General features: G+C 44.4%; 14 protein-coding genes and 1 riboswitch. Of the genes, 12 read left to right on the top strand and 2 right to left on the bottom strand.

Annotation, left to right across the window (positions count from 1 at the left end; genetic code table 11):
* Nucleotides 1-23: 23 nt before the first annotated feature.
* Complete coding sequence (locus ACUUJN_RS14285) at nt 24-1,202, bottom strand: M20 family metallopeptidase (RefSeq protein WP_068942603.1); 1,179 nt, start codon at nt 1,200-1,202, stop codon at nt 24-26.
* Between the two features lie 148 nt (nt 1,203-1,350).
* Here ACUUJN_RS14285 and ACUUJN_RS14280 point away from each other — a divergent pair, with 148 nt between their 5' ends.
* The 3 genes from ACUUJN_RS14280 (at nt 1,351) to ACUUJN_RS14270 (ending at nt 4,601) form a co-directional block, all read left to right on the top strand.
* Complete coding sequence (locus ACUUJN_RS14280; RefSeq protein WP_068942601.1) at nt 1,351-2,814, top strand: ABC transporter substrate-binding protein/permease; 1,464 nt, start codon at nt 1,351-1,353, stop codon at nt 2,812-2,814.
* A complete protein-coding gene (locus ACUUJN_RS14275; protein ID WP_068942600.1) occupies nt 2,801-3,523 on the top strand; it encodes an amino acid ABC transporter ATP-binding protein in 723 nt (240 codons plus the stop codon). Before ACUUJN_RS14280 ends, ACUUJN_RS14275 begins: the two co-directional genes overlap by 14 nt.
* Before the next feature lie 234 nt (nt 3,524-3,757).
* A riboswitch (cyclic di-AMP (ydaO/yuaA leader) is annotated at nt 3,758-3,926 on the top strand.
* Nucleotides 3,927-3,932: 6 nt separating this feature from the next.
* Complete coding sequence (locus ACUUJN_RS14270) at nt 3,933-4,601, top strand: 3D domain-containing protein (RefSeq protein WP_023988952.1); 669 nt, start codon at nt 3,933-3,935, stop codon at nt 4,599-4,601.
* 198 nt (nt 4,602-4,799) lie between these two features.
* Here ACUUJN_RS14270 and ACUUJN_RS14265 read toward each other — a convergent pair whose 3' ends face one another.
* Nucleotides 4,800-5,606, bottom strand: coding sequence for a polysaccharide deacetylase family protein (locus ACUUJN_RS14265; protein WP_023988951.1), 807 nt, complete (start codon nt 5,604-5,606; stop codon nt 4,800-4,802).
* Between the two features lie 305 nt (nt 5,607-5,911).
* Between ACUUJN_RS14265 and ACUUJN_RS14260 the strand changes: the two genes are divergently transcribed.
* From ACUUJN_RS14260 to ACUUJN_RS14220, 9 genes are all read left to right on the top strand, one after another.
* Nucleotides 5,912-6,934 carry an NADH:flavin oxidoreductase/NADH oxidase gene (locus tag ACUUJN_RS14260; protein WP_023988950.1) on the top strand — a complete coding sequence of 341 codons (1,023 nt, stop codon included), beginning with the start codon at nt 5,912-5,914 and terminating at the stop codon, nt 6,932-6,934.
* Nucleotides 6,935-7,021: 87 nt separating this feature from the next.
* A complete protein-coding gene (locus ACUUJN_RS14255; protein WP_013310486.1) occupies nt 7,022-7,690 on the top strand; it encodes a PspA/IM30 family protein in 669 nt (222 codons plus the stop codon).
* Nucleotides 7,691-7,821: 131 nt separating this feature from the next.
* Nucleotides 7,822-8,229, top strand: a complete 408-nt coding sequence (locus ACUUJN_RS14250) for a DUF350 domain-containing protein (protein WP_013310484.1) — start codon at nt 7,822-7,824, stop codon at nt 8,227-8,229.
* 24 nt (nt 8,230-8,253) lie between these two features.
* Complete coding sequence (locus tag ACUUJN_RS14245) at nt 8,254-8,760, top strand: DUF4178 domain-containing protein (RefSeq protein WP_007432513.1); 507 nt, start codon at nt 8,254-8,256, stop codon at nt 8,758-8,760.
* 13 nt (nt 8,761-8,773) lie between these two features.
* Nucleotides 8,774-9,529 (top strand): DUF4247 domain-containing protein, encoded by a 756-nt coding sequence (locus ACUUJN_RS14240; RefSeq protein WP_023988948.1) that lies wholly within the window; start codon nt 8,774-8,776, stop codon nt 9,527-9,529.
* Nucleotides 9,530-9,715: 186 nt separating this feature from the next.
* Nucleotides 9,716-10,168: an SRPBCC family protein gene (locus ACUUJN_RS14235; RefSeq protein WP_310165778.1), complete on the top strand. Its 453-nt coding sequence runs from the start codon at nt 9,716-9,718 to the stop codon at nt 10,166-10,168.
* Nucleotides 10,169-10,360: 192 nt separating this feature from the next.
* Nucleotides 10,361-11,074, top strand: a complete 714-nt coding sequence (locus ACUUJN_RS14230) for a hypothetical protein (RefSeq protein WP_013310481.1) — start codon at nt 10,361-10,363, stop codon at nt 11,072-11,074.
* Nucleotides 11,025-11,573 carry an accessory gene regulator ArgB-like protein gene (locus tag ACUUJN_RS14225; protein ID WP_484668619.1) on the top strand — a complete coding sequence of 183 codons (549 nt, stop codon included), beginning with the start codon at nt 11,025-11,027 and terminating at the stop codon, nt 11,571-11,573. The genes ACUUJN_RS14230 and ACUUJN_RS14225 overlap by 50 nt, the downstream gene beginning before the upstream one ends.
* Nucleotides 11,546-11,677 (top strand): hypothetical protein, encoded by a 132-nt coding sequence (locus ACUUJN_RS14220; RefSeq protein WP_484668618.1) that lies wholly within the window; start codon nt 11,546-11,548, stop codon nt 11,675-11,677. The genes ACUUJN_RS14225 and ACUUJN_RS14220 overlap by 28 nt, the downstream gene beginning before the upstream one ends.
* The last annotated feature ends 169 nt before the right edge of the window (nt 11,678-11,846 follow it).

The following is an 11,846-nucleotide window of genomic DNA, read 5'->3' as shown; positions in this document are numbered from 1 at the left end:
CTGAAAGAACACGGAATTAAGATTTAGCGTTCGTTATTCAGCAGAGCGAATTCTTTTTTTATCCGGGCTAGCAGTTCAGGATTCGTGATTACATCGCAAGCAGTCCATGCCAAAGTTCTCGCAGCCAGCAGCATTCCTTCCATGGCCCGGTCCTGCATCGTCAAATCGCGGAATTCTGGTGTATGCAAGGCATGCTTCTCGTCAATAACTTGAATGTAAGGATGGATAGCAGGGCAATGAAGCGATACATTTCCGATATCCATGGAGCCGTGATCTTCGCCTTCCGTTATATCTTCTTGTGAAATGCCAGCCTGCACCAAATTTGCGGTAAACGCATCGGAAAGTACACGGTTCGTGACCATTTCATCATAAGAAGTCTCATAATTGGAGGTCTCCAAACGACACCCGGTCTGTAAAGCAGCTCCTTCAGCAATTTGAATAACACGGCGAGTCAGCGGGTTCAGTTCTTGACGTGTAGCGGCTCTCACATAAAATTGGGCTGAGGCGTAATCAGGAATAATATTGGCTGCTTGCCCACCCTGATTAATGATCCCATGGATACGCACTGTACTTTTTACTTGTTGACGGAACGCATTGATGCCATTGAACGTTTGAATCACAGCGTCCAGCGCGTTAATGCCTTCGTGCGGGCTGGCAGCCGCGTGAGCAGATTGACCAAAAAATTCGAATTGTACAGCATCAATCGCCAGAGATTTGCCTGATTTTTCGTAACGGTCATAAGGATGCGTCATAAGTGCTATGTCGCAATCATCAAACAACCCGGCAGCGGCCATCGGAACCTTTGCACCGCGTGTTTCTTCGGCAGGTGTGCCGTATACCCGTACTTCTCCACCAGTTTCGTCGATGATCGACTTGAGGCCGACGGCAGCACCGGTACTCATCATACATATCAGATGGTGCCCACAGGCGTGTCCTAGACCTTTCAGAGCGTCATATTCTGCCAGAAAAGCGACAACCGGTCCGGGTTTTGCAGCTTTGTAAGTTGCAATAAAGGCTGTTTCTATGCCCAATACAGGTGCCTGGACCTCAAATCCGTGAAAAACCAGTTCTTCTTTTAAACGGGCAGCGGCCAGAAATTCCTCGTTTCCAAGTTCAGGATTTGCGCCAATATATAACGAAATGTTCTTAAACCGTGGGGCATGCTGCTCAATGGTCTGTTGAATGGTCTGTTTAAAATCCATGCTGAAAACTCCTTTATATAAGCTGTAATGTAGGTACTGCGTTAGGTATGCTGAAATTGTACTATAACATTCATTGCATAATCATGCATATTCATTTATAATGACACAATCTTATTTATTATAAAGAATTTAAGGAGAGAAAAAAAGATTGAAAAAGGCATATCGTTTTACCGCCCTGGTTTTGACGGCGGTTATCTTGCTGTTGACTGGTCTTCCCATGCTCAATGCATACGGAACGGAAGCAAAGCCACAGAAAAAACTTGTAGTGGGCATGAGTGCCGACTTTCCGCCGTATGAGTTTCATAAAGTCATTAACGGTAAGGATACCATTGTTGGGTTCGATGTGGATATCGCCAAGGAAATCGCCAAAGATTTGGATGCGGAGATGGTCCCTGAAGACATGAGTTTTGACTCTTTGCTGCCTGCTCTGCAAAGTGGTCGTGTAGACTTGGTACTGTCCGGTATGACACCAACGGATGAACGCAGAAAGAGTATTGATTTTTCGGATGTATACTATCGCTCCAAGCAAGTCATCATGGTACGCCCGGAGGATAAAGACAAATATCCGACGATGGATGCTTTGAAAGGCGAGAAGATCGGCGCACAAAAGGGAAGTATTCAGGAAGAAATTGCTCAAAAAGTGCCCAATGCCTCTGTAACTTCACTGGACAAAATATCTGACCTGGTACTCCAGCTGCGGACCCAGCGTGTGAACGCTGTCGTGATCGAAGATACGGTTGCTAAAGGATACACGTTAGACGGTACCGTAACCCTTGCCAAGGCTGTGCCTGAGGATGCAGGAGCAGAAACAGCTGTAGGTATCCGTAAAGGGAATGCAGAATTGCTTGCTTCTGTAAATAAAACGTTGGCTCGCCTGAAAGCAGACGGTTCGATTGAGAAGTTTTCCACGGAAGCGAGTGCACTTTCTGCGGATCGTCAGGTTTCTTCTAATAACATTGTAGATATTTTTTGGAAATACCGCAGTTTATACGCTACGGGTATCGGCTACACTCTGTTGCTGTCTGCACTCGGAGTACTGTTCGGATTCATCATTGGTCTAATCGTATCCTTGCTGCGGATGAGTGGTATACGCATCATTGAGTGGTTAGGTACCACTTATGTGGAGATCCTGCGTGGCACACCTATGCTGGTGCAACTCATGATCATTCACTACGGGGTTGCTTTGACGCTGGGTGTCAATTTTACTCCACTCCAGTCTGGTATAATCACATTGTCTCTGAATAGCTCGGCATATCTGGCTGAAATTTTCCGTGCAGGTATCCAGGCAGTAGACCGTGGACAGATGGAGGCTGCCCGTTCATTGGGTATGGGACGAGGTAAAGCTATGCGTCATGTCATTTTGCCGCAAGCGTTTAAATCTATTTTGCCTGCTATCGGTAATGAGTTTATTACGATCATTAAAGAATCATCCATTATTTCGACCATTGGGATGGTGGATATTATGTATCAGGCCCAGGTCATTAAGAACATTACCTACGAAGGATTAAGTCCGTTCGTAATCGCAGCCGCTATTTATTTTGTAATGACATTCAGCTTGTCTAAGCTGCTGGGTTTATGGGAAAGGAAGTTGAGAGCCAGTGATCACCGTTAAACAACTGCGTAAATCGTTCGGCAAGAATGAGATTTTAAAAGGCATTGATATAGATATCGCCAAAGGTGAAGTCGTCGTCATCATCGGTCCCAGCGGTTCGGGGAAGAGTACGTTTTTGCGTTGCATGAATCTGCTAGAACAGCCTACGAACGGGGAGATTTTGTTTGAGGGCGAGCCGATTACAGCTCGTGGTCATAATATTAATGTAACCCGGGAGAAGATGGGGATGGTGTTTCAGCATTTTAATCTGTTCCCGCATAAAACAGTGTTGCAGAACCTGACGCTTGCACCAACGCAGGTTAGAAGACAGTCAGGGAAGGAAGCGGAAAAAATTGCGCTAGAACTCCTGCGTACCGTAGGGCTTGAGGATAAGAAGAATACCTATCCGAACCAGCTATCCGGTGGTCAGAAGCAACGTATTGCGATTGCGCGTGCTTTGGCCATGCAGCCGCACGTAATGCTGTTCGATGAGCCGACTTCTGCATTGGACCCTGAAATGGTTGGAGAGGTTCTGGATGTAATGAAGAAGCTCGCCGAAGGCGGCATGACCATGGTAATCGTGACGCATGAAATGGGCTTTGCCCGCGAGGTAGGCGATAGAATTATCTTTATGGATAACGGTCAAATTGTAGAGCAAGGTACACCAGAGCAGGTATTTGGTACTCCAAGCCATGATCGCACCCGTGATTTTCTTGCCAAAGTATTGTAAGAAAGTGCTGATATGAGCTATAAAAAAGCCCTCCGTTTGACGGAGGGCTTTTTCTTTTTTTGTCACCATTTCACCATATTTTCGTAACAAATATCGATTTCTTGGTGACAAAATTGTAACGAGTATAGTATCATGTTCAAGGTTCCCAACATTTTCATGCGGATAAGGTTACAAAATTGTGATATTATGCAGTAAGCCAAAACTTACCGGGACAGCATGCGGTTATGACAAACGCTGAATGCTGGGCCCAAACTATGGGAAGTGCGGGGGACGTAACAACGGCAGTCTTTCCGATACGTCATAAGACGATATGGAATATGCCTAGGGGTGAATTGCACAAGCATAGGGCTTCTCCTGAGTCCGAATCCGACAGCTAACTTCGCAGGCATAACAGAGGAGGTACATATCTTTGAAACATCTAAAACATATTGGAAAAACCATGAAATTTGCGGTGCTTGCCGCAGCCATTGCAGGGCTGGCACAGACAGCTGGAGTAGCGGATGCTGCTTCGCTTCATACTGCCAAAGATGGCGATACCTTCTTTTTGCTTGCTCAACGTTATGGAGTATCAGTGGACGAGCTGACGAAGGCGAACCCAAACATTGCCTCTAACAATATATATGCAGGTCTGCAAATTAAGGTACCTGGTGAAAAAAGTGTGAATGCAGCTTCGGATTCGAAGCCGCAGCTTCTTACGGAGAAAGCACCAGCGAATGAGGGGCCAACGATTGAAGCGTGGGGCAAAACATTTAACTATAGCAAAATAGTTGACGTTAAGGCTACTGCGTATTCTGCCGCAGCCGATGAGAATGGTAAATGGGGAGCAGTGGACTACTACGGCAATCCGCTTAAACTAGGTACAATTGCGGTAGACCCGAACGTCATTCCGATGGGCACGAAAGTGCTGGTTACAGGCTATTCCCACCCAGGTTTGCCGGATCATTCTTTTGTAGCTGTCGCTCGCGATCAGGGCAGCGCCATTACAGGAAAACGGATTGATATCTTTATTCCTGGCAACAAATCATTTGTGAACGACTTTGGATTTCAAAATGTGAAGCTGTACGTTATTGATAAATAGCATTATACGTATATACGGTTTAATTAAACATAATATATATTATGTAAACTTAATGCCTGTATCCTACCGCATATAACTAGGTCAGACTCTTATCAGGTCCTATCCATAAAAAAGGCTGTCTTGACGAGCAGAAAACTTCTGCTGGTAAGACAGCCTTTTTACGTTGCTTTAGCTTGTAGCTCAATCATAAACATATGGTTATTTCTGTTCCGATGTGTGGAGTAGCCGGGGGACTGTCACAAATTTGTAGCCCTTAGCTTTTAGAGAGTGAATTAGACCCGGCAGAGCTTGGACAGTGCCTTGCAAGTTGGAACTTTGACCTCCACCTGCGTGCATTAAAATAATAGAGCCAGGCCCAGTAGCTGGGATCACATTGCGCTGAATTTGTGTTTTACTTAGTCCCTTCCAGTCGAGAGAGTCTACATTCCAATTGACAATCATGTAGCCATGACGACGTGCCCACTGGATTTGAGGCTCCGTGATTTCACCGTAGGGTGGACGAATCAACTTGGGGCGAAAACCTGCGCTGGCTTGTAAAATACGTTCTGTTTTTGTAATCTGGTTGCGAAAGCGTTCTGGTGTGGCCTTCCTAAAATCCGGATGAGTATAGGAATGGTTTCCTATAGCATGGCCTTCACGGATAATACGGCGTATGATCCCAGGATGCTTTTCCGCACGGTGACCGACGATGAAAAATGTAGCTTTGATGCCGTTGGCGTGTAATACGTCCAAAACCTGCGGCGTATACCTAGAATCGGGCACATCATCAAAGGTTAGGGCAATTTGGCGGGTGTGTGGGCCGCACATTTTAAAAATGTCCGCATGTTTTTTTCGCAGCATTGCTAATGTAGGAGTTGCTCGATCTGTGCTCTGTTGTACAGAAGAAGCAACAGCTGCTTCCTTGGGATGGGGCGTTCCGATGTTGGGAGGCGCATCCGCGTGAACGGGTAAACTTGAAAATGCTAGTAACAGTGCCAAGCCTGGCAACACTCCCCTGTACGGCATATGTATCCCCCCTTTCCGTGCAGTGATACCTAGTGGTGCTCTCGACTATTATGTACCTGTCCTATTAAAAATATGCTGGTTACCAAGTTCGGCTCATAAACGACTGGAAAGAAGTCCACGATGAAACGATTATCAATGAAGATGATGGAGCTAAACGTACATATTCTCTTAAACATGACCGAAAACAGGAGCATTTTCGCAAGTTTTAGCCTTACAACGAATTCGGTATACCGTGACAGCTGGTGTATAATGGGGATGCAATTCATAATTATACAGACATGGAATTGAAGGAAGGATGGATAAAAGTGACCGACTTGTTTACTCCTTATCAATTAAAGGGGCTTTCTTTAAAAAATCGGATTGTCATGCCCCCGATGTGCCAATACAGCGTGGAGGCCAAGGACGGAAATCCAACGGATTGGCATCATGTCCATTATGTGAGCCGGGCAGTAGGAGGCACTGGACTTATTATTGTGGAAATGACAGCGGTCCATCCAGATGGACGTATTACAGATCGTGATTTGGGTATTTGGAGTGACGAACATATTCCTGCATATCGTAAGATTGTAGAGGAAGTTCACAAGTATGGTGCCAAAATTGGCATTCAACTAGGCCACGCTGGACGCAAGGCTGAAGATGCTGAGCAACCTGTGGGTCCTTCCTCGATTCCTTTTAGCGAACGCTTTAAAGAGCCGCACGCCTTAAAGACAGCTGAAGTCAGGGAACTGGTTCAGGCATACAAAGAAGGCGCGCGCCGCGCGGTGGAAGCAGGTTTTGACACGGTCGAGATACATGGCGCTCACGGCTATCTGATCCATCAATTTCATTCGCCTTTAACAAATGCCAGAGAAGATGAATATGGGCAGGATTTGTCACTGTTCGGTGTTGAGGTCATACATGCTGTTAAAGAGGTTCTTCCTGCTGATATGCCTGTGCTTATGCGGATATCTGCCAAAGAATACGTCGAGGATGGATATAATGTGGAATACATAACAGGCGTAGGGGAACGATATCGTGATGCGGGTGTGGACATTTTCCATATCTCTTCTGGTGGTGAGGGTCCGATTGGTTCTGGCGGAGGCCCGTCTGCGCGTGCCGGCTATCAGGTGGATTTGGCTCATACCATCCGTGAAAAGCTGAATGTACCTGTAATTGCTGTTGGCTTACTGGATGATTATGAGGACGCCCGTCGGGTTGTTCAGCAGAAAGAAGCTGATCTGGTAGCAATAGGCCGTGCCATGCTGCGTGATCCCTATTGGGCGCTGCATGCATCGCGGGAGCTAAAAGTACAGGCCGACATCCCAGAGCCTTATTTGCGCGGCTTTTAGATATTTTTGAAACCCTCTTTGCAAAGCTTGCGTAAACATGTGTACAGAGCTTAAAATTTAAGCATTCAACTCTAGGAGGAACTTCACATGTCTATTTTCAAACGATTAAGAGATCTTACGATGTCCAACATTAACGCCATTATTGACAAGGCAGAAGATCCAATTAAAATGACGGATCAATACATTCGTGATATGCAAGAGGACCTGGAAGATGCAGAGAAAGCGGTAGCCGCTCAAATTGCTATTGAAAAGAGATTCAAACAGCAATACGAAGAACAGGCTGCTTTGGTAAAGAAACGCGAAGAACAGGCACATACCGCTGCAAAAGCACAAAATGTAGATCTGGCTCGTCGCGCGCTGGAAGAAAAGAAATCTGCTGAACAAAAAATGAATGAGTTCAAAGCTGGTTACGAACAGAACAAAGCTGCAGCCGATAACCTGCGTGGCAAGCTGGATGAAATGCGCAGACAGCTGACAGAAATGAAAAACAAGCGCGAGACACTGGTTGCTCGTTATAATGCAGCTAAAGCGCAAACTGAAATTAACAAAGCTATGAACGGTTTTAGCTCTGATACGGCAACTGCCGGATTGAAGCGTATGGAAGAAAAAATGCTGCAAGCAGAAGCACGTGCCGAAGCGAGCAACGAAATGTCTTCTAAGGAAAAATCGTTGGATGAGGAGTTCAAAGAGCTGGATAAGAAAAGCGCCGTGGACGATGAGCTTGCCGCTTTGTTGAAGCAATACGAAAATAAATAAGAACATTTTAGCAGTGCGGCCAAGGGTGATTGCTCAGGAAGCGAAGGAGAAACGTTTTCTCCTTCGCTTTTCCCTGCCTGGAGGCGTAAAACATTATATGAAGGTCAAGAAGATGTGGAGGATGGTATGAAATGCATTTTTTAGAAACGATGAAAGCAATGCTTGTATGGACTGGTGCGGGGGCTATTTTGATCTTCGCATTAATGTATGTCGACTCTTTATTTACGAAGTATAAGGATTTTGCCGAAGTGAAGGCTGGAAATATGGCCGTAACGGTACGAATGATTATGAAGTTAGTTGCACAAGGCTATATCTTGTCAGGCTCTATCGCTACAGCTAATAATTTGCTCGAAGCGCTTGTGTATTCTGTGATTGCCTTTGTCATCCTGCTTGTTTTGGAAGTTATTGTACGTCTGCTGTTGCGGTACTGGGCTCAGTTTGATCTGGATAAAGGGACACAGGAAGGTAAAATTGGTTTCGGTCTGTTTTCAGGAGCGCTGCATCTGGTTGGCGCCTTGATCATTACAGCATGCTTCTAGGCTAAGAAAGGCAGGAATATAACCATGGGTGTGTGGAAACGAATTTCAAATCTATTTGCTAAGCCGGAGCCGCCGAAAGCAGAGAAAAGCATGCTTCACTTAAATCCAGGTGATATCTGTGAAGTGTCGCTTGTCACCTATGAAGTGGTAGGTCGTGTACATAATCGTGCCCGGAATGCCGTTGTTTTGACGCTTCAGGATGGTAATCAAGTCAGTTATCTTCATATTGAGGAACGGGAAACACTGCAATTTGGACTATATCAGGCCATCGACGGCAGACTTGACAACCCTGAGGAAGTGCCGACCATTTTAGAGTTGGATGATACAACGTATCATTTGGAGGAGCAGTATTCTGGGCATGTTACCGTCATGGGCCGTGCTCCTTTCCGACAGGGTGGAGAGCAGCATGTGTGGCAGTACCAGTCTGATGATTACCATCTGTTGCGAGTAGAGTGGCAGGACGGTCGCTTTATGCTTTATGAAGGAGAAGAAGTGATTACCGGAGACGTCAAGGTTATTCGGGCAAGCTAGGAGAGGGTTACACATGAGCAAACGCACCTGGCAGTATGCATTAAAGGTCATTGTGGCGCTGAGCTTGTTCGTATCCGTGTTAAGCGGCTGCGGCGCGCCAAGTGTAAAAGATACGTATCCGCTGGAATCGGTTAGTGGCAGCGGAAACTCGACCTCGTATGTATACCGGGCAGCTGGCAAGACAGTCCCGGAAGTAGCGGAGGAATTGAAAGAACAGCGTACACCGGAACAAATGTCACCGCAGAGCAATGAGCGGATGTTTCTGGTATATAGCGATGAGTGGTACCATTTGCAGCAAGATCCAGCTAAGAAGGAAGATACACTCATTGAAATTGACAGTAAAAAGTATGTCGAACAAAATTACAGTTCAAGCTTTCTAAAAGGATACTTAACCGCAACTGTACTAGATGCTCTGTTTGATTCGTTGCGTGGTTCAGGCTCCTATCGAGGCTACTCCAGCAGAGATGTATACCGACCTTCTCAGGGCCAATATCGTGCTCCTACAGTGCAGGAGAAAAAGGCAATTCCGCCGATTACGGTGGAGCGGAAAGGTTCGGTTACCCGTAGAGGAAAGAACTCGGATTCTAGCGTTGGATCAAGCGGAAGTTTGTTCGACAGAGGGTCCAGCAGTTCACCGAGCAGAGGCTCGATTTCACGTGACCGGAGCGACAGTGGCGGTTCCAGCATATTTGATTCGCCGCGTAAATCTTATAGTAAGCCCAAAACACGTAGCGGTTCAGGTAAAATCAGCCGACGAAGTCGACGATGACGGGTATCGTCAATTTATTTGAAAACAAAAGATTCGCGGAACTGTGGTACTGATGCACAGTTCCTTTTTTTATTTTTAGAGATGACGTTGGTGATCATCTAGCGGCACAGCCAAACCTACACTTTTATGGATATATTAATGTAGAGATAATCAAAACTTTGTTTGATTGAAGGGATTGAAAATTAAATGGTACTATCTATTTCTTGGCCAGATCTTTCACAAAGACCATTTAATCTAATGGTGGAACGAAAAATGGAGTGTTCTCCGAATGTCCTGTATCAGGCTTGGACGAAGCAGTTTGACAGTTGGTTTGCAGCCCCAGGATCAGTATTAATGGAGGCTAAAGTGAACACGACCTTCTTTTTCGAAACGCATTTTGAGGGGAAGCGTCATCCACATTACGGAAGATTTCTAAGACTTGAGCAAAACCGACTGATCGAGCTGACTTGGATTACTGGCGAAGGCGGTACCAAGGGAGCTGAAACAGTTCTCACTGTTGAGCTTAAACCTCGCGGTAATGGCACGCATCTTTACTTAACGCATGCAGGTTTACCAGACGAGAATTCAAGAAACCAACATGAGCAGGCTTGGCCGCTTGTACTTGAGCAGCTCGACAAAAGGATGATGCCAGATAGATAATTCAGAAGGTTCCAGGCTAAAACTGCAACAAGAGGACGATTTTAAAATCGTTCTTTTTATATTTTTTGATGACAAAAATAAATATTTACCTTACATAAAAACAAATATTACCAGTTTACTAGATTATTTCATTGCCACATCTAATAGTAAAATATACAATTACAACAGGCGAAATAAGAGGATGGTGTATCTGTGTTATCTGCTTTTTTATATATATTACTTGGTGTATTCGATGCTTTGGCCGCTGTTATTTTGGTCTTAAAGCTTTATATGCTTCCCGTGAGGGAATATCGTAGAAAAATATTATTTTATGCAATTGGCATAGCTTTGTTTTCCTTTCTAATGAGGGAAGTTATAGGCTTGCCTAAATTAGATTTGCCGCTTCAGTATTTGTTAATGGTTATCTTTTTTAGATTCGGTTTAGGGATCAAAACCCATCTAGCAGCTTTTTCTGCTGGTTCTGGTCTAACGGCCTACATTAACCTACAACTATTTGTATTTCTGTTTGCGAATTTTTTCGGAGTAGCAGAACCAGGTGTTATTAATGATACTTCTGGCTCTTCTATTTACGTTATTCAGTTATCTTCTATTATTATTGCGTACTTTATTTCTTTTGTGATGGGAAAATATAACTTTGGATTCTCGTTTATAATTCAGCCTCCACATGATTTTTTAAGAGCTGAAAATTACTTATCGTCCCTAAATAAGCTGTTGATTCTAGGTGCTCTAATATCAGCTGCCACCATTTTTATTACTTTGTATATGCTCTATAGCTCAAATACCATAGGATTACTATCCATTTCATTGCTTACTTTCGGCTTGTCGTATTTCTTTTCAGAGAGAGGAGATTACGAGGGTGCTAGAAGCGCTATCAAGGTACATCGCAACGGAAATAAAAAAAGCTGATCCTGATGGTCCAACAAGTGTAGAAGTGATGGAGTATGCGCTTGGTATAAAAATTACCGAAGTATCATCGATACTAATGGTTGCGGTTATCGCTTGGATGACCGGGCATTTTTGGGGATCGTTATTTGCTCTGGTTACTATCATGTTTGTAAGAAGATTTTCAGGAGGGGCACACTTCAGCAATCTTACATTTTGTGTCTCTTTTACAACGGCAATATGTGTAACTATACCTTTCGTCTCTTTAAATTTATCAACAATTTTGATTATTAATGCTTGTTCAATATTAGTGTTTTTAGTTTATGCACCCAATCATTTTATTTATATTCATAAGACCAATAACCACAAATATTATAAAACGGTATGTGTTTTGGTTTGCGCAGTGAATTTTTTTATACAGTCCCACATAATATGCTTAGCTTTAGCTATTCAAGCATTCAGCATTCTTCCGTTATGGAAAGGAGGTGAACGAAAATGGAAAAGAGATTGGCGAGAGTTTTAAATATAAGACTGGGAAAATACGCTAACGAATCTACCAAAAATGAAAAAACAGTATTTGGTGCTAAACCGATACCGGCTGAGCTTAAGAAAAAAGAAAAGAACTGATGAAGTACCGCGTTTTCAATTTGGGGCATTGCTTTTATACGATCGGGCTAACCACACAGACTTGCAAGGAAGCTTTTCAGCTATCACGACTTGGTTTTGTGAGATCGAGTCTAACGCATTTGGAGGTACGATTCGAAGAATCTGACTTCACTTGCTCTATGTCTCATAA

It is taken from the genome of Paenibacillus sp. LRG-1 (assembly GCF_057220305.1).
The sequence above is the reverse complement of the archived record's forward strand: the minus strand, read 5'-3'. Positions and strand labels throughout refer to the sequence as shown.

Bases quoted from the DNA above. Each gene is read 5' to 3' on its own strand.
- ACUUJN_RS14240 (WP_023988948.1), top strand. From the start codon at position 8,774: ATGAGCAAACGCACCTGGCAGTATGCATTAAAGGTCATTGTGGCGCTG.
- ACUUJN_RS14245 (WP_007432513.1), top strand. From the start codon at position 8,254: ATGGGTGTGTGGAAACGAATTTCAAATCTATTTGCTAAGCCGGAGCCG.
- ACUUJN_RS14235 (WP_310165778.1), top strand. From the start codon at position 9,716: ATGGTACTATCTATTTCTTGGCCAGATCTTTCACAAAGACCATTTAAT.
- ACUUJN_RS14220 (WP_484668618.1), top strand. From the start codon at position 11,546: ATGGAAAAGAGATTGGCGAGAGTTTTAAATATAAGACTGGGAAAATAC.
- ACUUJN_RS14265 (WP_023988951.1), bottom strand. From the start codon at position 5,606: ATGCCGTACAGGGGAGTGTTGCCAGGCTTGGCACTGTTACTAGCATTT.
- ACUUJN_RS14250 (WP_013310484.1), top strand. From the start codon at position 7,822: ATGCATTTTTTAGAAACGATGAAAGCAATGCTTGTATGGACTGGTGCG.
- ACUUJN_RS14255 (WP_013310486.1), top strand. From the start codon at position 7,022: ATGTCTATTTTCAAACGATTAAGAGATCTTACGATGTCCAACATTAAC.
- ACUUJN_RS14285 (WP_068942603.1), bottom strand. From the start codon at position 1,202: ATGGATTTTAAACAGACCATTCAACAGACCATTGAGCAGCATGCCCCA.